At 66.8% G+C, this 21141-nt stretch carries 22 protein-coding genes; 9 read left to right on the forward strand and 13 right to left on the reverse strand.

Annotated features, from left to right (window positions below):
* Positions 1 to 10: 10 nt before the first annotated feature.
* The 6 genes from M3I53_RS26015 (at position 11) to flgL (ending at position 7470) form a co-directional block, all read left to right on the forward strand.
* Positions 11 to 742: a flagellar basal body L-ring protein FlgH gene (locus tag M3I53_RS26015; protein WP_375542584.1), complete on the forward strand. Its 732-nt coding sequence runs from the start codon at positions 11 to 13 to the stop codon at positions 740 to 742.
* Positions 736 to 1935: a flagellar basal body P-ring protein FlgI gene (locus tag M3I53_RS26020; protein ID WP_254318713.1), complete on the forward strand. Its 1200-nt coding sequence runs from the start codon at positions 736 to 738 to the stop codon at positions 1933 to 1935. Before M3I53_RS26015 ends, M3I53_RS26020 begins: the two co-directional genes overlap by 7 nt.
* Before the next feature lie 10 nt (positions 1936 to 1945).
* Positions 1946 to 2938, forward strand: coding sequence for a flagellar assembly peptidoglycan hydrolase FlgJ (gene flgJ / locus M3I53_RS26025; RefSeq protein ID WP_254318714.1), 993 nt, complete (start codon positions 1946 to 1948; stop codon positions 2936 to 2938).
* 268 nt (positions 2939 to 3206) lie between these two features.
* Positions 3207 to 3977: a flagellar brake protein gene (locus M3I53_RS26030; protein WP_254318715.1), complete on the forward strand. Its 771-nt coding sequence runs from the start codon at positions 3207 to 3209 to the stop codon at positions 3975 to 3977.
* Between the two features lie 209 nt (positions 3978 to 4186).
* On the forward strand, positions 4187 to 6214 hold the full coding sequence (gene flgK, locus M3I53_RS26035) for a flagellar hook-associated protein FlgK (RefSeq protein WP_254318716.1): 2028 nt from the start codon (positions 4187 to 4189) through the stop codon (positions 6212 to 6214).
* An 11-nt stretch (positions 6215 to 6225) separates the two neighbouring features.
* A complete protein-coding gene (gene flgL / locus M3I53_RS26040; protein ID WP_254318717.1) occupies positions 6226 to 7470 on the forward strand; it encodes a flagellar hook-associated protein FlgL in 1245 nt (414 codons plus the stop codon).
* Positions 7471 to 7549: 79 nt separating this feature from the next.
* Here flgL and fliR read toward each other — a convergent pair whose 3' ends face one another.
* The 13 genes from fliR to fliF form a co-directional block, all read right to left on the reverse strand.
* Positions 7550 to 8341, reverse strand: a complete 792-nt coding sequence (fliR, locus tag M3I53_RS26045; RefSeq protein WP_254318718.1) for a flagellar biosynthetic protein FliR — start codon at positions 8339 to 8341, stop codon at positions 7550 to 7552.
* A 36-nt stretch (positions 8342 to 8377) separates the two neighbouring features.
* On the reverse strand, positions 8378 to 8650 hold the full coding sequence (gene fliQ, locus M3I53_RS26050) for a flagellar biosynthesis protein FliQ (RefSeq protein ID WP_254318719.1): 273 nt from the start codon (positions 8648 to 8650) through the stop codon (positions 8378 to 8380).
* A gap of 10 nt (positions 8651 to 8660) precedes the next feature.
* The gene (gene fliP, locus M3I53_RS26055; RefSeq protein WP_254318783.1) at positions 8661 to 9404 is read right to left on the reverse strand and encodes a flagellar type III secretion system pore protein FliP; all 744 of its coding nucleotides are present in this window, start codon (positions 9402 to 9404) and stop codon (positions 8661 to 8663) included.
* Between the two features lie 102 nt (positions 9405 to 9506).
* A complete protein-coding gene (gene fliO / locus M3I53_RS26060) occupies positions 9507 to 10172 on the reverse strand; it encodes a flagellar biosynthetic protein FliO (protein WP_254318720.1) in 666 nt (221 codons plus the stop codon).
* Positions 10169 to 10627 carry a flagellar motor switch protein FliN gene (fliN, locus tag M3I53_RS26065; RefSeq protein WP_069264329.1) on the reverse strand — a complete coding sequence of 153 codons (459 nt, stop codon included), beginning with the start codon at positions 10625 to 10627 and terminating at the stop codon, positions 10169 to 10171. The genes fliO and fliN overlap by 4 nt, the downstream gene beginning before the upstream one ends.
* Positions 10620 to 11618: a flagellar motor switch protein FliM gene (fliM, locus tag M3I53_RS26070; protein WP_254318786.1), complete on the reverse strand. Its 999-nt coding sequence runs from the start codon at positions 11616 to 11618 to the stop codon at positions 10620 to 10622. Before fliM ends, fliN begins: the two co-directional genes overlap by 8 nt.
* Before the next feature lie 46 nt (positions 11619 to 11664).
* Complete coding sequence (fliL, locus tag M3I53_RS26075) at positions 11665 to 12168, reverse strand: flagellar basal body-associated protein FliL (protein ID WP_254318721.1); 504 nt, start codon at positions 12166 to 12168, stop codon at positions 11665 to 11667.
* A 233-nt stretch (positions 12169 to 12401) separates the two neighbouring features.
* Positions 12402 to 13952 (reverse strand): flagellar hook-length control protein FliK, encoded by a 1551-nt coding sequence (locus M3I53_RS26080; RefSeq protein WP_254318722.1) that lies wholly within the window; start codon positions 13950 to 13952, stop codon positions 12402 to 12404.
* Between the two features lie 21 nt (positions 13953 to 13973).
* The gene (gene fliJ / locus M3I53_RS26085; protein WP_254318723.1) at positions 13974 to 14426 is read right to left on the reverse strand and encodes a flagellar export protein FliJ; all 453 of its coding nucleotides are present in this window, start codon (positions 14424 to 14426) and stop codon (positions 13974 to 13976) included.
* On the reverse strand, positions 14423 to 16141 hold the full coding sequence (gene fliI, locus M3I53_RS26090) for a flagellar protein export ATPase FliI (RefSeq protein ID WP_254318724.1): 1719 nt from the start codon (positions 16139 to 16141) through the stop codon (positions 14423 to 14425). Before fliI ends, fliJ begins: the two co-directional genes overlap by 4 nt.
* Positions 16135 to 16812 carry a flagellar assembly protein FliH gene (gene fliH / locus M3I53_RS26095; RefSeq protein ID WP_254318725.1) on the reverse strand — a complete coding sequence of 226 codons (678 nt, stop codon included), beginning with the start codon at positions 16810 to 16812 and terminating at the stop codon, positions 16135 to 16137. Before fliH ends, fliI begins: the two co-directional genes overlap by 7 nt.
* Positions 16805 to 17800 carry a flagellar motor switch protein FliG gene (gene fliG / locus M3I53_RS26100; RefSeq protein ID WP_254318726.1) on the reverse strand — a complete coding sequence of 332 codons (996 nt, stop codon included), beginning with the start codon at positions 17798 to 17800 and terminating at the stop codon, positions 16805 to 16807. The genes fliH and fliG overlap by 8 nt, the downstream gene beginning before the upstream one ends.
* On the reverse strand, positions 17790 to 19598 hold the full coding sequence (fliF, locus tag M3I53_RS26105) for a flagellar basal-body MS-ring/collar protein FliF (protein ID WP_254318727.1): 1809 nt from the start codon (positions 19596 to 19598) through the stop codon (positions 17790 to 17792). Before fliF ends, fliG begins: the two co-directional genes overlap by 11 nt.
* Before the next feature lie 285 nt (positions 19599 to 19883).
* Between fliF and fliE the strand changes: the two genes are divergently transcribed.
* From fliE to M3I53_RS26120, 3 genes are all read left to right on the forward strand, one after another.
* A complete protein-coding gene (gene fliE / locus M3I53_RS26110) occupies positions 19884 to 20219 on the forward strand; it encodes a flagellar hook-basal body complex protein FliE (protein ID WP_069264308.1) in 336 nt (111 codons plus the stop codon).
* A gap of 144 nt (positions 20220 to 20363) precedes the next feature.
* On the forward strand, positions 20364 to 20810 hold the full coding sequence (gene fliS, locus M3I53_RS26115; protein WP_254318728.1) for a flagellar export chaperone FliS: 447 nt from the start codon (positions 20364 to 20366) through the stop codon (positions 20808 to 20810).
* Entirely contained in the window at positions 20807 to 21139 is a 333-nt protein-coding gene (locus tag M3I53_RS26120) for a flagellar protein FliT (protein ID WP_254318729.1), read from the forward strand. Before fliS ends, M3I53_RS26120 begins: the two co-directional genes overlap by 4 nt.
* Positions 21140 to 21141 lie beyond the last annotated feature (2 nt).

Below are 21141 nucleotides of genomic sequence, written 5' to 3' on the forward strand. Positions count from 1 at the left end.
TCCCTGGTTAATCAAGTCGGTGAAGAATATGTCGCAGTCCGTTCGAAACCATCCTCGCATCCGCGCGCGGCATCCGGGCACCCCCCGGGCGTTCGTGGCGGCTGTGGCGCTCGCGATGCTGGCGGGCTGCGCCTACCTACCCAACCGGCAGCCGATCACGCAGCAGCCCATGACGGCCGTGCCGCCCCCGCCGCCCGTGAACACCTCGCCGGGCGCGATCTACAACCCGGGCTACGCGGGACGGCCGCTCTTCGAGGACCAGCGTCCGCGCAATACCGGCGACATTCTCACGATCGTCATCTCGGAAAACATCAACGCGACCAAGTCGTCGGGCGCGGCCACCAAGCGCGGCACCAGCGCAAGCTTCTCGGGCACCGCGAACTTCCTGCCGGGCTTCTTCAACCGCGCGAACCTGAATACGACGGGCGCGAACCAGTTCGACGCCACGGGCGGCGCCAACGCCTCGAATACGTTCACGGGCGTCATTACCGTGACCGTGACGAACGTGCTGCCCAACGGCAATCTCGTCGTGTCCGGCGAGAAGCAGATGCTCATCAACCAGGGCAATGAATACGTACGCTTTTCCGGCGTCGTCAATCCGAACACCGTTGCCGGAGACAACTCCGTGCTCTCGACCGACGTCGCCGACGCGAAGATCGAATACTCCGCGAAAGGCGTGATCGACGAGGCCGAGACGATGGGCTGGCTGCAACGCTTTTTCCTGAACATCGCGCCATGGTGAAGATCCGCTTCCATCGTTCGCGCCGCTCGCGCGTGAAGGACGTGCTCGCCTCGCTCGGCGTGGCATTCGGCTTCGTGCTGGCCTGCGGCGCACTCGTCGCCTACGCGACGCCGGCGCGCGCCGAGCGCGTGAAAGACCTCGCGACCTTCCAGGGCGTGCGTGACAACCCGCTGATCGGCTACGGCCTCGTGGTGGGTCTCGACGGCACCGGCGACCAGACGACCCAGGCGCCGTTCACCACGCAGACGCTCGCGAACATGCTCGCGAACCTCGGCATCTCGATCAACAACACGTCTAGCTCGTCGGGCTCCTCGTCGACGCTCAACAACATGCAGCTGAAGAACGTCGCCGCGGTGATGGTGACGGCCGTGCTGCCGCCGTTCGCGCGGCCGGGCGAGCAGATCGACATCACGGTGTCGTCGCTCGCCAACGCGAAGAGCATTCGCGGCGGCACGCTGCTGCTAACGCCGCTCAAGGGCGCCGACGGCCAGGTCTACGCGCTCGCGCAGGGCAACGTGGCCGTGGGCGGCGCGGGCGCCTCGGCCAACGGCAGCAAGGTGCAGGTGAACCAGCTCGCCGCGGGCCGCATCGCGGGCGGTGCGATCGTCGAGCGCGCGGTGATCTCGCCGGTCTCGCAGCAAGGCGGTCTGCTCACGCTGACCGTCAACGACATGGACTACGACACGACGCAGCGCATCGTCTCGGCCGTCAACAACATGTTCGGCCCGGGCACGGCCTCGCCGCTCGACGGCCGCACGATCCAGGTGCACGGGCCGGCCGATCCGGGGTCGCAGGTGGGCTTCATCGCGCAGATCCAGGACCTCAACGTGAATCCGGCCACGCCGGCCGCGAAGGTGATCCTGAACGCGCGCACCGGCTCCATCGTCATGAACCAGATGGTGACGTTGGAGAGCTGCGCGGTCGCGCACGGCAATCTCTCGGTCGTCGTGAACACGCAGACGGCGGTGAGCCAGCCCGGCGCGTTCTCCAATGGCCAGACGGTGGCGACGCGGCAGTCGCAGATCCAGCTGAAGCAGGACAACGGAGCGCTCAAGCTCGTCACGGCGGGCGCCAATCTCGCCGAGGTCGTGAAGGCGCTCAACGCGCTGGGCGCCACGCCGGCGGATCTGATGTCGATCCTGCAGGCGATGAAGGCGGCGGGTTCACTGCGCGCCGACCTCGAGATCATCTAAGGGGTGCAACTTGGATAATACGAAGAACATCGGCGGCGGCAGCCTCGACCTCTCCAACCGCTTCGCGCTCGACGTGCAGGGGTTCGACTCGATGCGCGCGGCGGCGAACGCCTCGCCCCAGCAGGGCGTGAAGATGGCCGCGAAGCAGTTCGACGCGGTCTTCACGCAGATGATGCTCAAGAGCATGCGCGACGCGACGCCCGACGACGGCCCGCTCGACTCGCACGACGGCGCGCAGTTCACCTCGATGATGGACCAGCAGCTCGCCCAGCAGATGTCGAACAAGGGCATCGGCGTGGCGAACGCGATGCTCAAGCAGCTCATGCGCAGCATGGGGGGCGCTGCCGGTGCCGATGGCGCCGGCGGTGCGGGCGGCGTGGCGGGCGCGATCTCGGGGCTTTCGGGTAAGGACGCGAGCGAAGGCAACCTCGCGATGCTGGGCGCGCTCGGCCGCGCCTACGGCAACGCGGCCGCCAACGGCGCGCTAGCCAACGGCTCGGGCTACAGCGGCAACAGCGCGCTCACGCCGCCCATCAAGGGCAACGGCGACGCCTCGGTGGACGCTTTCGTCGACAAGCTCGCCAACGCCGCGCAGCAGGCCAGCTCGACCACAGGCATTCCGGCGCGCTTCATTCTCGGCCAGGCCGCGCTCGAATCGGGCTGGGGCAAGCGCGAGATCAAGAACGCCGACGGCTCCGCGAGCCACAACGTGTTCGGCATCAAGGCGAGCAAGGACTGGACCGGCAAGACCGTCTCGACGGTCACGACCGAGTACGTGAACGGCCAGCCGCATCGCGTGGTGGAGAAGTTCCGCGCCTACGACTCGTACGAAGACGCGATGACCGACTACGCCACGCTGCTCAAGAACAATCCGCGCTACGCGTCGGTGATCAACGGCTCGAAGAGCGCCGAAGGCTTCGCGCACGGCATGCAGCGCGCGGGCTACGCGACCGACCCGCACTATGCGAAAAAACTGCTGACCATCATGCAGCGGATGGCCTGACGATCGATTCGACGGCCGGCGCCGCGGTTGACGTCAATTAGGCAACCGCAAACGTTGCCTCGGCGCAGTTGCCGGAAGAATCCGCACACGCGTGTTTCATGCAGGGAAAAGGCACATTTTTTTTACGCCCAATCCCTAAATTTTTCGGAATGTCTGCCGCTAATGCAGGCAAGATGGAAAAGCAATCCGGGCGGTCGGACCGCCCGAACGGCGCGTGCGGAAAGGGTCCGCTCTCGCGCCGGCACGTTCACGAATTTCCGGCAGGCCGATGAATACCGTTCAGTCGAATCCACAGGAAGCAGGAGAGGGCGCCGAGGGTGCCGACGGCTCCCACGATTTTGGGCGCCGCAATCCGCTCGAGATCGGCGTCCAGCTACGCAATCTCGTCAATCGCGGTGACTTCCTGACCCTCCAGTATCGCGGCGGACAGCTCGTCACGCGCATTCTGGCCGTCAACGGACGCGAGCGCACTTTCGTGTTCGACTGGGGCGCGATCCCCGAGCAGAACACGGGCGTGCTCGCCGCGCCCGAGTGCCAGTTCCACGCCTCGCCCGACGGCGTACGCGTGGAGTTCAAGACGGCTACGCCGCGGCGCACCGAGTTCGAAGGGCGCCCCGCGTTCGAAGCCGATTTCCCCGAAGTGCTGTTCTACGTGCAGCGGCGCGAGTACTTCCGCGTCGACACGCCCGTGCTCGAGCCGTGCATCTGCCGCGGCGAGCTGCCGAGCGGCGGCCCACGCTTCGCGTACGAGGTGCACGACCTCTCGCTCGGCGGCCTCGGGCTGCGTACGACCGAGGAGCGCGTCGCGGATCTCGCCATGGGGCTCGTGCTGCCCGACGTCGAACTCGACCTGCGCGCGCACGGCAAGCTGCGCGTCGATCTCGCGCTCGTCGTGCTGCGTTTCATCGATCTGCCCAACGGCGACCGCCGCTATCACATGGGCTTTCGCTTCGACGCGCTGCCCGGCGCCTCCGAGAACACGCTGCAGCGCTATATCACGCAGCTCGAGATGAAGCGCCGCGCGCTCGCGCGCGTCTGAGCGGCACAGCCTTACCCGCACGATCCGCCACACCCTGGCCGGCGCAGCGCAGGTTGCGCCGGTTCGCCCGACGCGCGGCAGCCGCGCACGCGCTCGCTCGCTAACGTTTTCGTCCTCATCGGGCGCTCAATTTTTGCAGTGCGTTGCCGTTATACCGTGAGTACACCACGCGGTTTGCCAGGGGGGCAGGCCGCTTTCGAGGATCACGCATGTCCAACATTTTCTCGATCGGTCTGAGCGGCCTGCAGGCGGCGCAGATTGGTATCTCGACCACCGGCGAGAACATCAGCAACTCGACGACCGCGGGCTACACCGTCGAGACGCCGGTGTACCAGGAATCGGCGGGTCAGTACACGTCGAGCGGCTATCTCGGCAGCGGCGTCACCACTGCCACCGTGCAGCGCGCCTACAGCCAGTACCTCACGACGGCCGTCAACAATGCGCAGACGGCCAGCAGTTCGTACACGGCTTCGTATAACCTCGCCACGCAGCTCTCGAACCTCGTGGGCAGCCCGACCTCGGGCATCGCCACCGCGATCACGAACTTCTTCACGGGCCTGCAGAACGTCTCGAATTCGCCTTCGGATACCGCAGCGCGGCAAACCGTGCTCTCCGACGCGCAGACGCTCGCCACCCAGATCAACGCCGCGAGCCAGCAGTACGACGCGATGCGCCAAAGCGTGAACACGCAGCTCACGAGCGCGGTCTCGCAAATCAACACCTACACGCAGCAGATCGCGAGCCTCAACGCGCAGATCACGTCCGCGAGCTCGGGCGGCCAGCAGCCGAACCAGCTCCTCGATCAGCGCGATCTGGCCGTGGCCAATCTCTCGAAGCTGGTCGGCGTTCAGGTCGTGCAGGGCAGCACCGGCTACAGCGTATTCCTCGGCAACGGCCAGCCGCTCGTGGTCAGCAGCCAGAGCTACAACCTCGGCACGCAGCCGTCGAGTTCCAACCCGCAGGAGCTGGCCGTGACCTGGCAGGGCCTGAATGGCGCGAGCGCCGCATCGCAAGGCGCGCCGCAGGTGCTGTCGTCGGCCGCGCTGCAGGGCGGCACCGTGGGCGGCCTCGTTTCGTTCGTCTCGTCCACGCTCGATCCGGCGGAGTCGCAACTGGGCGCGATCGTGACGAGCTTCGCCGCGCAGGTGAACTCGCAGAACGCACTCGGTCTCACGCTCTCGGGCGGCGCGGGCGGCAATCTGTTCACGGTGGGCAACCCGCTCGTCACGTCCAGCTCGACGAACCCCGACACGCAGACCACGGTCAGCGCGACGCTCACGAACAGCACGCAGCCGCTCACCGACAACTACAAGCTGAGCTACGACGGCACGAACTGGAACCTCACCGACACGACGACGAACTCGCTGGTCGCGACCCAGCCGAACGGCGCCGCGCCGATCACGATCGGCGGCTTTTCGATTACGCCTTCGGGCACGGTGAGCGCGGGCGATTCGTTCATGATCCAGCCGACGGCCGGCGCACTCGCGAGCTTCTCGGTCGCGACCAGCGACCCCGCGGCCATCGCGGCGGCCACGCCGGTCGTTGTGTCGGCGTCCACGAAGAACGCAGGCACGGCCACCGTGACGCAAGGCGCGGTGGGCACGGGCTATTCGACGACGAACCTGCCGGTCACGCTGACGTACAACTCGACGTCCGGCACGCTGACCGGTCTGCCCAACGGCACGACGGTCACGATCACGACGCCGGGGTCGACGACCACCAGCACCGTGACGATCAACAGCGCCGCGACCCCGCCGGTGACCGGCGTGCCCTACAACCCGACCACGGGCGCAACCTTCACCATCACGAACCTCACGGATTCGACCGGCGCGAACGCCACCGCGACCAACGTGAGCTTCACGATGACGGGCACCCCCTCGAACAACGACACGTTTACGGTGGCGGGCAACAAGAGCGGCACGCAGGACGGCCGCAACGCGCTCGCGCTCTCGAACCTCACGTCGAGCACGGCGTACACGGGATCGACCACGCTGACCACGGCGTATGCGAACTACGTCAACTCGATCGGCAACACCGCTAGCCAGCTGCAGGCGTCGAACACGTCGCAGCAGTCGCTCGTGACGCAGCTCACTTCGCAGCAACAGTCGGTCCAGGGTGTGAACCTCGACGAGGAAGCCGCGAACCTGTTGCAGTATCAACAGCTCTATCAGGCCAACAGCAAGGTGATCCAGACGGCGGCATCGCTGTTCCAGACCCTGCTCGGCATTTTCCAGTGAGGCGCTGACCCATGCGTATCGCGACTTCCCAGATTTTTTCCTCCAGTCTGTCGACGATGGAGAACCAGCAGGCTCAGCTCCTTCAGGTCCAGCAGCAGATCTCGACCGGGGTGGCGATTTCGAATCCCGGCGACAATCCGCTCGGCGCCGCGCAGGCCGTGACGCTTTCCGCCACGAGCGCGACGCTCACGCAGTACACGTCGAACCAGACTACGGCGCTCACCGCGCTGCAGCTCGAGGACACGACGCTCTCGAGCGTGACGAGCACGATGCAGAGCATCCACTCGCTCATCATCGAAGCGCAGAACGGCTCGCTCACGGACCAGGCGCGCCAGGCGATCGCCCAGCAGATGCAGGGCGACCGCAACCAGCTGCTCTCGCTCGCCAACACCACGGACGGCGCGGGCAACTACATCTTCTCCGGCTTCCAGAGCACCTCGCAGGTGTTCTCGAACAAGTCGGGCGGCGGAGTGACCTACAACGGCGACGCGGGCCAGCGCGTGATGCAGGTGGCCGGCACGCGCAACATCGCGGTCGGCGACACCGGCACGACGGTATTCCAGAGTGTGCAGGCCGTGGGTTCGGCCAACGTGGCCTCGGGCAATTCGTCGAACAAGGGCACGGGCGTGATCAGCGGCGTGACGGTGACGGACCCGACCCAGGCGACCAACAACGACAACTACTCGATCGCGTTCGCCACCGACGCGACCACGGGTGCGCTCACCTACACGGTGACCGACAACAGCGCCAGCCCCGCGACGACGACGACGCCAGCCAACTACACCGCTGGCAATGCGATCTCGCTCGGCTCGGGCATGAGCGTGACGATGTCGGGTACGCCCAGCGCGGGCGACTCGTTCTCGGTCACGCCCGCCACGGCGTCGCAGAACACGGACGTGTTCGCGAGCATCGACGGCATCATCGCCGCGCTGAACACGCCCACGAGCGGCTCCACCGCTGCGGTCGCCAACCTCAACAACGCGCTGAACACCGGCCTCACGCAGATCGGCAACTCGCTGTCGAACGTGATCACGGTGCAGGCTTCCGTCGGCGGCCGCGAGCAGGAAGTGAAGGCGCTCCAAACGGTCACGTCGACCAACTCGCTGCAGGTCACGTCGAACCTCTCCGACCTCATGAGCACCGACACGGTGGCCGCGATCAGCCAGTTCGAGCAGCTGTCGAACGCGCTCACGGCTTCGCAGAAAAGCTTTGCCGCCACGCAGAATCTCTCGCTGTTCCAGTACATCAATCCTTGATCATGAGGCATTGAGCGGTCGAAAAAAGCGGACTTCGGTCCGCTTTTTTATTGTTTCATTCGCGTCGGCGAAATCCGTCTCAACCCGGCGGACGCAGCGCGCCGGCCACGCGCCCCATCTGGTCGATGCCGCTGTCGAACAGTCGCGCGAAGTAGGGAATGAGGTTCGGCATCATGAGCTGGACGAGCAGCATGCCCACGAGCATCGTGAGTGCGAAGCCGATCTGGAAGATACCGATCTGCGGAGCCGCGCGGTTCAGAATGCCGAGCGAAAGGTTGGTGATGAGAAGCGCGACCACTACCGGCAGCGAGAGCAGCAGGCCCGAGGTGAGGATCGTCGCGCCATAGTTGGCGATCAGCTGCCAGCCCGAGGCGCCGAGCACGCTCGCCGTGACTGGCAGCGTCTGGAACGTGGCGACGAGCGCCGCGATCATCTGCAGATGGCCGTCGAACACGAGGAAGGCGAGCATCGCCATCATGTTCAGCCACGAGGAGAGAGCGGGCGAGCTGGTGCTGGCCTGCGGGTCGAAGAAGCTCGCGAAGCCCAGACCCATGCCGAGGCTCATCATGTCGCCCGCCGCGGTCACGACCGCGAACACGAGCTGCATCGTGAAGCCGAGCGCCACGCCGATCAGGAACTGGTTGACGAGAATCCACACGCCCTCGGCGGAAAACACCGTGACCTGCGGCATGGCGCCGAGCGTGGGCGCGACGATCAGCGTGATGAAGCCCGCGAGGCCGATCTTCACACGCGTCGGCACAGAGCGATTGCCTAACACGGGCGCGACCGCCACGAGCGCCAGAATGCGCGTGAACGGCCAGAGGAAGGCCGTGAGCCAGGCGTTGAGCTGCGCGTAGGTGACGGTGAACATGGAGCGTGCAGAAAAAAGCTGCGTGGCAGCGGCGCGCTAGCCCGCCGCGACCGAGACGATGCTCGTGAACATGCGATGCATGTAATCGACCATCGTCGAGAGCATCCACGGACCGGCGATCACGAGCGTCACGCCAATGGCGATCAGCTTGGGGATGAACGAGAGTGTGGTTTCGTTGATTTGTGTGGCCGCCTGGAAAAGGCTCACCACGAGACCCACGCAGAGCGACACGAGCAGCAGCGGTGCGGCAAGCAGGAGGGTGACGTACATCGCCTCGTGGGCAATCGTCATGACCATTTCGGGTGTCATCGTTGACTCCTTAGCTGAAGCTCTGCGCGAGCGAGCCGATCAACAGTTGCCAGCCGTCCACCAGCACGAACAGCATGAGCTTGAAGGGCAGCGAAATGGTCGCGGGCGAGACCATCATCATGCCCATCGACATCAGCACACTCGCCACCACCAGGTCGATGATGAGAAACGGAATGTAGATGGTAAAGCCGATCTGGAAGCCCGTCTTCAGTTCGCTCGTGACGAACGAGGGCACGAGCAGCGTGAGCGGCACGTCCTCGGGTCCTTGCATGGGCGCCGCGTGCGAGATGCGCGCGAAGAGCGCGAGATCGGACTCGCGGGTCTGGCGCAGCATGAAGGTCTTGAAGGGCGCGACGCCGCGCGTCACGGCGTCGTCCATCGAAATCGTGCCGGCCGAGAACGGCTTGTAGCCGTCGTTGTAGGCCTTGTCGAGCACCGGCGACATCACGAACAGCGTCAGAAAGAGCGCGAGGCCCACGAGCACCTGGTTGGGCGGGGTGGTCGTCGTGCCGAGCGCCTGGCGCAACAGCGAAAACACGATGATGATGCGCGTGAAGCTCGTCATCATCAGCACCATCGCCGGCAGGAACGACAGCATCGTGAGCAGCAGCATCGTCTGCACGCTCAGCGAGTACGTCGTTCCGCCGTTGGGGCCAGGGCTCGTGTTGAAGGCGGGGAGGCCTTGCGGGCCACCCGCGCTCTGCGCGTGTGCGAGGTGCGGCAGCGCGAGGGCGAAGGCGCCCGCGCCGAGCATCAGCGCGAACGGAAGCGCCGTTCTGGCGATCTTCGCGAGGGTAGCCGCGCGCGCGCGGACATCGCCGCCTGCGCCCGGCGCATGAAGGGAACTGCCGTGCATTTACTGCGCTCCGCCGTCGTGACGCATGAAACGCGCGTTGATGCGTTTGTTCGCCTCGCTTTTCAGCGCGTCACGAAAGCGCTGTGCGAAGGTGCCCGAGAGGGCGGGGGCGTTGGGAGCGGCCGCTGCGACGCCTGCGGGAAGCTCGCCCGCGGGCAGCGTGTGGAGCAGGCGCACGTTGCCGGGCGCGGCGCCCAGCACGAGCCAGGTGTCGCCGATCTCGACGACGGCCACGCGCTCCTTGCCGCCGAGCGATGCGCCGCCGATGGTCTTCACGAGCGCGTTCTTCGGGCCGCCTTGCAGGCCGAGACGCCGCGCGAGCCAGGCGCAGCCGAACACTACGGCGATCACGAGCGCCAGACCCAGCACCGTCTGCACGACCGCGCCGAATCCGAGCGCGGGGACCGCACTGCCGGCGATCACGGCGGAGGCGCCCGAGGCACCCGATGCCGCGCGCGTGGCTTCGTTGAGCGCCTGGAGGTCGGCGGCCCGCGCGCTCATGACCGCGAAAACGGCGGCGCCGGCGAGCGAGAGGTGCACGGCGAGGCGCCACGAGAAGCGCAGCACGCGCGTGCCGCGCGACTTGCGCGTGCGCTGCATCCTGATGCCAGAAGCGGCGCCAGAGGCGGTGCTAGAAGCGGCGCCGGGAACAGCCTGGGGTTTCATCGGTTCAGCTTCCGGATCCGCTCGGACGGCGTGATGATGTCGGTGAGACGAATGCCGAACTTGTCGTTCACGACCACCACTTCGCCCTGGGCGATGAGGCAGCCGTTCACGAGCACGTCCATCGGCTCGCCGGCCATGCCGTCGAGTTCCACGACCGAGCCCTGCGCGAGCTGCAGCAGGTTGCGGATGGCGATCTTGGTGCGGCCCAGCTCCACGGTCATCTGGACGGGAATGTCCAGAATCATGTCGATGTCGTTGGCCGTCCTGGTCGAATCGACCTTCGAGAGCGGCTGGAACACGGCTGCCGGTTGTGCGGCGGGCGCTTCGTTGCTGTTCTGCTCGGCAAGCGCGCTCGCCCAGTCGTCCATCGAGTCGCTGCCCGCTTCCGGCGCAGCGGCCTCGAAACCCGGGTCGAGCACCGGCTCGTCTGCGCTCGTGCCGTTGATGTCACTCATATCCACCTTCCTTCATCGTGTCGGCTGCGCTGATCATCTTCTGGACCCGCAACGCGTATTGACCATTGAAAATTCCGTAGCCGCACTCCATCACGGGCACGCCGTCCACCTTGGCGGTGATGTGCTCCGCAATGTTCATGGGCAGTACGTCGCCCTTCTTCATGTTCAGGATTTGCTCGAACGTGACGGGCACCTGCGCAAGGTCGGCCGTGAGCTCGACTTCGGCGGCCTGCACCTGCTGCGACAGCACGCGCACCCAGCGGCGGTCCACGTCGAGCACTTCGCCTTGCAGCGGCGAGGCCAGCACGTCGCGGATCGGCTCGATCATCGAGTAGGGCATGCAGATGTGCAGCGTGCCGCCCGTCGGCCCGAATTCGATCGAGAACTGCGTGACGATCACGATCTCGTTGGGCGTGGCAACGTTTGCGAACTGCGTATGCATTTCAGAACGCACGTATTCGAACTGCAGCGGCCGCACGCTTTTCCACGCGTTCGTGTAGTGCTCGAACACGAGATTGAGCAGCTTGCCGATGATGCGCTGCTCGGTCTGCGTGAAGTCGCGGCCTTCCACTCGCGTGTGAAAGCGCCCGTCGCCGCCGAACAGGTTGTCCACGACGAAGAACACGAGGTTCGGATCGAACACGAACAGCGACGTGCCGCGCAGCGGCTTCACGTGCACGAGGTTCAGGTTCGTCGGGATCGGCAGGTTGCGGGTGAACTCGCTGTACTTCTGCACGCGCACCGGACCGACCGAGATTTCGGCGGTGCGGCGCATGAAATTGAAGATGCCGACGCGCAACAGGCGCGCAAAGCGCTCGTTGATGATTTCGAGGCCGGGCATCCGGCCGCGAACGATCCGTTCCTGCGTCGCGATGTTGTAGGGCCGTACGCCCTTGTTCTCGGAGCCGCCCGAATCGGAATCGACTTCGCCGGTGACGCCTTTCAGGAGGGCATCGACCTCCTCCTGGGACATGAACTCGTCGTGACCCATCGTCATGATGACTGGCCCTCCATCGCGGGAATCATGTCAGCCACGCTCACTGGACGACGAATTCGGTGAACAGCACGTCGTCGACGTGCATCGACTTCTCGTTCGCGGCGGCAGGCTGCGAGATCAGCACGGCGAGTTCCGTGGCGAGCGCACGCTTGCCGTCGAGCGGTGCGAGGTCGGACGGATGCTTGTTTGAGAGCGCGAGCAACAGGCGGCTGCGGATCTCGGGCATGCGCGCGACGAGCGCGTCCTGGGTGGCCTGGCTGTCGAGCTTGAGCGTGAGGCCGATGCGCAGGTAGTGCGACTCGCCGTCGTCGGATTGCAGATTGACGGTCATCGGCTCGAGCGCGTAATACACGGGCATGGCCGGGGGTGCTGCGGCCGGCGTGGCCGGCGCGCTCGGGGCGTGGCGCGACATGAAGAACCACGTCGCGCCGGCCGCCGCGGCGGCGGCGAGGATCGCAATGAGCGCGATGACGATAATGCGCTTCATCGGTCCGGGTTTCGCGCCCTGGGGCGCGGCTTGCTGGGATGCGGTGGTGGTCGCCATGTCGAAAAGTCAGCCTGGATGCTTGCAAGGGTCCGGGGCACCGACCTGGTGGTCAGTCCGGGCATGCTGCATTGTTCCGGCTTTTGCCTTTCAGCGATGGGAAGAATAGACGGGGGAATTCCGGCTATCTCGTGGTTTTGTTGAGCGCCGCGGCAAGCCTTTCGCGTGGGGGCGCGAGGTCAGCGTACGCAGCCGCCGGGTGCGGCTGCGTAAGGCGGGGTGTCAGGAAGGTGTCAGGCAAACGTGTCGATCAGACCGACGGAGCGCGTCGTGACGCTCGCGACGCTGCTCGTGTCGTCCTCAGCGTCCGTTGCGGCGAGCGCGCTGCCCGAGCCCGAACCGGAACGGCTAGAGCGGCCCGAACCACTGCCGTCCTGCTGCGCCTGCTGGTTCATCTGCCGCGAGAAACCGTCGCTCACGCTCGCGCTGCCAAGGCCGATGCCGTTTTGCTCCATCGCCTCGCGCAGCTTCGGCAAGGCCGCCTCGACGGCCTCGCGCACCTGCTGGTGCTGCGACACGAAGAGGGCGTGCGCGTGGGTGTCGGAAACCTGCAGCACCACCTGGAGCGGTCCGAGATCCTTCGGATTGAGCGTGAGTTCCGCCGACTGCTGGTGCGCGTTCGAGAGGAACACGACTTTCTGGCTGAGCGCGTCTTCCCAGTCGTTCGTGCCGACCTGCGGCGTAATCGACGCGGAGGCGGCCGCCGCCGTCGGATTCGCGGTTGCGCTGGCCGCCTGGGCGGCCTGGGCTTGCGCGGCCGTCGCGGCGGCGACCGCTGCGGCCTGGGTGGCGGCGAGCGCGTCGGTGGTCGCGGTGCTCGCCGTGGCGTCGGTCTGCGTGGCGGCGCCTGCCTGCTGCTGCGTGGCTGCCGTGAGCGCGTCGGTGGCGGCCTTGGCGGCGTCGGTCGCGGTGGTCGTCGCGCCCTTGGGCGCGTCGGCGCTCGCGCCGCTGCTGGCGGCCGTGCTGAACGCCTTGCTTTGGGCGGTCGCGCTCAAATGCGAGGCGAAGCTGCTGACGATGTTCGAACCCGAGCCCGTGCTGGCCGTGGTTGCGCCATTCGCAGCCGACCCGGCCGTGCTCACCGCATGCGTGGCGAGCGTAGCCGCGCCGCCGCGCAGTTGCGCGAGCGCGGCTTGCAGGGCGTCGTGTACCGACGTCGAGGTGTTGCTCGCGGCGCTGCCCGTGGCCGTGCCGTCGCCTGCCGCGCCGGCAACTGCTGTGGCTGCCGTGGCGGCCGCTGCCGCCGCGGCGGAAGCGACGCCGGCGAGCGTGCTGTCGCTGCTCGCCTGGCTGCCGTCGGCGTTCGCGTCGGTGCTCGTGCCGTCCTGGGTCTGCTGGCCCTGCTGCGTTTGCTGCGCCTGCTGGGCTTGAGCCGCGGCGGCTTGCGCACCTGCGTCAGTGGCCTGTTTTTGCTGGGCGCGCGCGGCGGCGGCGCGGTGATCGGCACTCGACGTGCCTTGCGAGGCCTGGCTCGAGTTCGAGCTGGACGTCTGCGAAGCACTGCTGCTGTTGCTGCTCTGCGAGGCGCTGCTGCTCGACGCGTTCGAATTGGACTGCGCCGACGCATTCGACTGCGCGCTTTGCGCCGCCTGGGCGTTCTGGCTGGCCTGCGCGCTTTGCGCATTCATCTGCTGTTGCAGCGTCTGCGCGAAGCCCTGGCTGGCGGCATCCGCCTGGCTGATGGAGTTCGATGCCGTGTTCGACACGGCGTTCGATGCGGAATTGCCCGACACCGCGTCCGTGGCGGCGCCGAACAGCGAAGAAAGGGAAGAGAGCAGCGACATACTGGCGGCCTCGCAAATGTGTTACGGATGTTGCGACGTGCGCATACGCAGCACGCGGGCGGCGTGCTCGTCGGCGTCGCGCTGTTCGCGGCGGGCGTCCTTGCGGGCCTGCACATCGTCATGGCGGGTTTGCAGAACCTCGTACGAGCCGAGCTTCTGCTTGCTGCGCTGCCACTCGGGCTTGGCGGCTTCCACTCGCGCGGTGGCCTGCTCGAGCAGGCGCCGCTGCTGTTCGATCGCCGCGTCGAGCGTGTCGATGAACGCCTGGAAGTTGCGCACGTTGCCCGCGGCCATGCCGCTGCGCGCCGATTCGGTGAAACGCGTGTGGTACTCGTCACGGTAGGTGATGAGCGCCTCGAGCTGCTTTTCGACCTCGACGCGCTCGCGCTGCACGCGCCCGAGCTTTTGCGTGGCGGCGTCGACGTCGTCTTGCGCGAGGCCGATCAGGGTTTGCAGCGCGGTCTGTTTCGTCATGTCCTGGCTCCGATCAGCTGGCCGAGCATCTCGACGCTCTGATCATAGTTCGCGGTTTCGCGAAAACCCTGCTGAAGAAAGGCCTCGATGCGCGGATACAGCGCGATCGCGCGGTCGAGCACGGCGTCGCGCCCGCTCACGTACGCACCCACGTTGATGAGGTCGCGGTTGCGCTGATAGCGCGAAAGCATCTGTTTGAGCGCGCGCGTCTGGTTCAGATGCTGGTCGTCGATCAGCGCGGTCATCGCGCGGCTGATCGAGGCCTCGATGTCGATGGCGGGATAATGCCCCGCTTCGGCGAGCGCGCGGGAAAGCACGATATGGCCGTCGAGAATCGCGCGCGCCGAGTCGGCGATCGGGTCCTGCTGATCGTCGCCTTCGGTGAGCACGGTGTAGAACGCCGTGATCGAGCCGCCGCCCTCGGGGCCGTTGCCGGTGCGCTCGACGAGCGCCGGCAGCTTGGCGAACACCGAAGGCGGATAGCCCTTGGTCGCGGGCGGCTCGCCGATGGCGAGCGCGATCTCGCGCTGGGCCATCGCGTAACGCGTGAGCGAGTCCATGAGCAGCAGAACGTGCTTGCCCTGGTCGCGGAAATATTCGGCCAGTGACGTCGTGTACGCGGCGGCCTGCATGCGCAGGAGCGGCGAGACGTCGGCCGGCGCGGCCACGACGACCGAGCGCGCGAGGCCGTCCTCGCCCAGGATCTGCTCGATGAATTCCTTCACTTCGCGGCCCCGCTCGCCGATCAGGCCGATCACGATGACTTCCGCGCTGGTTGCGCGCGCCATCGTGCCGAGCAGCACCGATTTACCGACGCCCGAGCCCGCGAAGAGGCCCATGCGCTGGCCGCGCCCGACCGTGAGCAGCGAGTTGATCGCGCGCACGCCCACGTCGAGCACCTTGTGGATCGGCTCGCGGTTCAGCGGATTGATGACGGGGGCGGTGAGCGGCGCGTCGGCCTCGGTGTTCAAGGGGCCCAGGCCGTCGAGCGGGCGGCCCGAGGCATCGACCACGCGGCCTAGCATGCCCCAGCCCACGGGCAGGCGCTTCGCACCGGCCTTGGGATCGGCGATCGGCGCGGTTTCCAGCGGCCAGACGCGCGCGCCGGGCAACAGGCCCGCGACTTCGGTCGTCGGCATCAGAAAGAGCTTGTCGCCGCCGAAGCCGACCACTTCCGCTTCGGCCATCGGCAGCGAGCTGCCCGGCGGCAGTTCGATCATCACCTCGGCGCCCACGGAGAGGCGCAGCCCCACGGCTTCGAGCACGAGGCCCGCCGCGCGCGTGAGACGCCCGCAGCCGCGCAGCGGCAGGGCGAGCGCATTGCGCTCGCGCACGCCGCGCAGTTGCGCGTTCCACGAGGTCAGGAACGGGTTGGTCGGGTCGTAGTTCGCCGGCGGCACGTAGGGCGCGCTCGAGGTTTCGGCCGCTACCGGCGCGGCGTGATCCGTCAGGCCCGTCAGTCCCGGCGGCGCATCGGCCGCGTCCGCGGCAAGCGCCGCGTCGATCGCGTCGAGCGTGTCGGCGGCGCCCAGCCCGCGTGCCTCGCGCCTGGTCGGTTTGCCCGGGACGTCGAGGTCGCCCACGAGCAACGCGCCAAGCTGCGCGGGGTCGCTCGCGAGCGGGCCGAACGAGGCGAGCGCGAGTTCCTGCTCGAGCGGCGTGAGACCGCCCGTGTGGATGGTCTGATGGCTCGGCGGCTGGGGATGGTTCACCATGGCCGCGCCTTGCCGAGCGCGGCCGTCACGCGCTCCCAGCGCGTGCGAATGCTGGCGTCGGTTTCGCCCGTCGCGGCCTGCGCGCGGCAGCCGCCGCGCTCGATCGTCGGGTCCGTGCGCACGCTCCAGCCGCGCGCCTGAAGGTCGTCCAGCAGATAAGCCTCGACGATCGGCAGATCGGCGGGGCTCACCACGAGCTGCGGGGAACCGGCGAGCTGCGGCTCGGCCACGAGCACTTCGCGCGCGACCGCGACGAGCGCCGTCGGGTCGTGCTGAACGTGCTGGCGCACGACCTGCTGCGCGATATCTAGCGCGAGTTCCACGAGCGTCTCGGCCACGCCGGCCTGCGCCGTTTCGAGCGCGTCGCTAAAGCGTCGCGCCAGCAGCGCGAGCTGCATGGCCTGCGCGCGCGCCTCGGCCTGGCCCTGCTCGAAGCCCTGCTGGCGGCCCTGTTCGTGACCGGCCTGGTAGCCGAGCGCCTGGCCCGCCACGTGGCCGGAGCGCAGCCCCTCCTGGTGCGCCGCGTCGCGCAGCGCATGGAGCTGGGCCTCGAACGCGGCCGTCTCGTCGGGCGAGGGCGGCGGCGGCGCGGGAGGCGGCGGGTCGAACGAGGCCATCTCCCAGCGCTGGTACGCCGAGCGATGGCTGTTCGCGGAGCTGGTGTCAGACATAAGCGTCTTCTGCCTTGCCGCCTAGAACGATCTGACCGCTCTCGGCGAGGTTGCGCACGATCTGCAGGATGCGGCGCTGCTGTGCCTCGACTTCCGACACGCGCACCGGACCGCGCGCGTCGAGGTCTTCGGCGAGCAGTTCGGCCGCACGCTGCGACATGTTCGACAGGAACTTGGTGCGCAGCGCGGGCGGCGCACCCTTGAGCGAAATGATAAGCGACTCCGACTCGACTTCCTTGAGCAGCAGCTGGATCGCGCGGTCTTCGAGGTCGAGCAGGTTCTCGAACACGAACATCTGATCGATGATCTTCTGCGCGAGTTCCGCGTCGTACTGGCGAACGTTCTCGATCACCCCTTCTTCGTGCTGGCTCGTCATGAAGTTGAGGATTTCGGCCGCCGTGCGGATGCCGCCCATCGGGCTGCGCTTGAGGTTGTCGCTGCCCGAGAGGAGGTTCGTGAGCACGTCGTCGAGTTCGCGCAGCGCCTGCGGCTGGATGCCGTCGAGCGTCGCGATACGCAGCAGCACGTCGTTGCGCAGGCGCTCGGTGAAGCACGAAGCGATTTCCGAGGCCTGGTCGCGGTCGAGGTGCACGAGAATCGTCGCGATGATCTGCGGGTGCTCGTTCTTGATGAGCTCGGCCACCGACCCCGAATCCATCCACTTGAGGCCTTCAATGCCGCTCGTGTCGCCGCCTTGCAGAATGCGGTCGATGATCGCGCCGGCCTTGTCCTCGCCCAGCGCCTTGTTGAGCACATTGCGGATGTAGTCGTTCGAGTCGAGCGAGAAGGCGGTGTGCTGCTCGGCTTCCTTGACGAAATCCTGCAAGACGACTTCGATCTCTTCGCGCTTGACGTTCTTGAGCGCAGCCATGGCGGCGCCGATTTTCTGCACTTCGCGCGGACCGAGGAACTTGAAGACCTCGGCGGCCTCTTGCTCGCCGATCGACATGAGCAGCAGCGCGCTCTTGGTTGCGCCTTCAGTGTTCATCGTTCACCCAGCTTTTCACGACGGTTGCGACGATCTTCGGATCCTGGCGCGCGATGTTGCGCGCGTATTCCAGGTTGCGTTCGAACTTGTTCTTCTCGTTTTCGAAGGCGAGCATGGCGGCTTCGTTTTCCGCGTTGTCTTCGCCTTGCGCGCCGGTGCCGCCAATGCGCACGGCTTCGGGGAGACCGTCGAGCAGCAGCGGCTCGCCGTCGGCCATGCCAGGCAGCGAGGGCGCGACCGGCTCGGGCGGCGGGAACGCGCGGCGCAGCGCCGGCTTCACCATCACGAAATAGAGGAAGAGAGCCACCGCGCCAATGCCGAGCCACGTCGCAATCTGTTTGGCAAGCGCGAGGATGTCGGGTTGACGCCACCACGGCAGGTTTGCGTTCGGGTCGACTTCGGTCTGGAACGCGGCGTTCACCACGTTCACCGAGTCGCCGCGCTTGGCGTCGTAGCCCATGGCGTCCTTCACGAGCTGCTCGACCTGCGCGAGCTTCTGCGCGTCGAGCGGCTGCATGGTGGCGTGGCCCTTGGCATCCACCTTCGGCTGATAGTTCACGATCACGGCGACCGATAGGCGCTTCACGTCGCCCGGCGCCTGTTGATAGTGGCGCACGGTCTTGTCGAGCTCGTAGTTCGTGGTGGTGTCGCGATGATCGGAGACCGGCACCGGAGCCGACGCGCCGTTCGCGCCCGCCGGCGCGCTGATGGGCGCCGAGGCCGGCTGCGGCGGCTGGTTCGTGAGCGCGCCGGGCACGCCGCCCGCGCCGCTTTGCTGCATTTCCGTGGAAATGTTCTGCTGCTGGCTGCGGATGGCGGCGCCCTGCGGGTTGCCGTTCGGACCGTAGGCTTCGGAGGTCTGCTCGAGCTTCGAGAAGTCCAGGTCCGCGCTCACCTGCGAACGCGCGTTGCCGGCGCCGAACAGCGGCGCGAGGATCGCGTCGATGCGCGCCTGGGTGTCGTGCTCGACCTGGCGCACGTACTTGAGCTGCGAGGCGTCGAGGCCCACGCCCGTGGCGCTCTGGGTGAGGAGGTTGCCGTCCTGGTCGACCACCGTCACGTTGCGCACCGGCAGGTCCGGCACGGCCGAAGCCACCATGTGCGTGATCGCGGCGACCTGGCCGTCATCGAGAATGCGGCCCGGATAGAGGTTCACCAGCACCGAGGCGGAGGGCGCTTCGCGCTCGCGCACGAACACCGAAGGCTTCGGAATGGCCAGATGCACGCGCGCCGACTTCACGCTCGCGATCGACTGGATCGTTTGTTCGAGCTCGCCTTCGAGCGCGCGCTGGTAGTTCACCTGCTCGGCGAACTGGCTGATCCCGAACTTCTGGTTGTCCATCAGCTCGAAGCCGACCGAGCCGTTCTTCGGCAGGCCCTGGGAGGCGAGGCGCAGGCGCATTTCGTTGACCTGCTCCGCGGGCACCAGAATGGCGCCGCCGGCGTCCGAGAACTTGTAGGGAACGTTTGCGGCCTGGAGGGCAGTAATGATGGCGCCGCCGTCGCGGTCCGACAGGTTGCTGTACAGCACCTTGTAGTCGGGCGCGCGCGACCACAGCACGAGACCCGCGATCACGGCCACGAGCACCGCCACGGCAAAAATGAGCGGCGCGCGCGGGTTGCCGCGCACGTTGCGCAACGACGAGAGCGAGCCGAGGCGTTGCGCGAAGCCGCCGCCGAGGTCATCCGCGCCGCCCAGGCCTGCGCCCGCGCCAGCGCCGGGCGCGGCGCCCGCGCCAGAGGTGGCGAGGCCCATGCGGGCGTCGGGGTTGATCAAAGAATTGGCAGTCGAATCCATGCGACGGGTATCTCCGGAGGCTTCCAGGTCTCGCCTTGCATGGCGGAGACTTTCACGTGACGCATTATCCGGGGCCACTGGCAAGCCGATTGCGCGAATAGAGCCGGGTTTTCCCCCTAGTTTCGGGGCTGCGGAAACGGACCCGCTGCTATGCTCTCCTCCAGATTCGGCGTCCTGTCAGTGCGCCGTCTCGGCCGGGCCCGCAGGATTGCCGCGCAATCACTGAAACTCCGGCCCTGGGGCTCGCCCCGGAATACCCTGCTGTCCCCTTTTCGTGGAGCAAACATGACCGTGCCAGTATCCCCGCTCACGTCCGCCTTGGCGCAAATGCAGTCGATGGCGACTCAGGCGGCCGGCGGCCCCACCGCAGCCGACGAAAAATCGGGCGCGGCCACGGCCGGCGGGTTCGCGGCGGCGCTCAAGTCGTCGCTCGACCAGATCAGCGACGCCCAGCAGAAGGCGGTTGGCGAGTCGCAGGCATTCGAACTGGGCGCGAACAACGTGTCGCTCAACGACGTCATGGTCGACATGCAGAAAGCCAACATCGGCTTCCAGTTCGGCTTGCAGGTGCGCAACAAGCTCGTGGCCGCCTACACCGACATCATGCAGATTCAGGTGTGACGGTGCCCGAAGCCTTCGCCCGCGCAACGCGCTAAAGCTTCTCCCCCTACGTTCCGATAACCCGGCTAGAAGAGTCCGCCGCTCGTGCTTGCACAGCGCGTCGGACGACCGCATTCAAGCCAAACGTATCAAGGAGAAGCGCCGATGTTTTCCCCTGCCCAATCTGGAGCTAACGCCTATGCACGCGTGGGCGTCGAAACGGGGGTCATGGGTGCGAGCCCGCACAAGCTGATCGTGCTCCTGTACCAGGGAGCGCGCCAGGCCATCGCGCAGGCGCGTATGCATTTGCAGGCCGGCAATGTCGGCCCGCGTTGCGAGGCGATCGCCAAGGCGATCCGGATTGTCGAGAGCGGACTTCAGCTCGCGTTGAACGTCGAGGCGGGCGGCGAGATCGCCCAACGCCTGAATGCGCTGTACAGCTACATGACGAGGCGCCTGCTGGAAGCCAATATCAAACAGAGCGAGACCATGCTGGTCGAGGTCGATAGACTGCTGGCTACGCTCGAAGAAGCCTGGTTGGGGATAGCGCCGGAAGTGGCGAGGATGGCCGAACAGGCATCCGCGTCAGCGCCCGGCTCATTGATGAGATGAGTTCAAAAGCAGACTACTTCGCCCGCTACGAAGCGATAGCGGCCGTGTCGGAGCAGATGCTCCATGCGGCGCGCGATGCGCACTGGAACGATCTGATCGGCTTGCAGGAGGAGTACAGGATCCTCGTCGATGCCTTGAGGGACGCCGAAGCCGTGGTGCGGCTCACGGTTTCCGAGCGGGCGCGCAAGTACGAGCTGATCCGCCAGATCCTCGCCGACGACGCCGCCATTCGCGATCTCGCAAGCCCTTGTATGGCACGGCTTTCGGCGCTCTTTTACGGCACCGTGCAGCCCGCGCGGGTCTTGCAGGAAATCTACGGAGCCCGCTAGCG

The sequence above is a fragment of the Paraburkholderia sp. CNPSo 3272 genome (assembly GCF_024206495.1).
Taxonomy (GTDB): domain Bacteria; phylum Pseudomonadota; class Gammaproteobacteria; order Burkholderiales; family Burkholderiaceae; genus Paraburkholderia.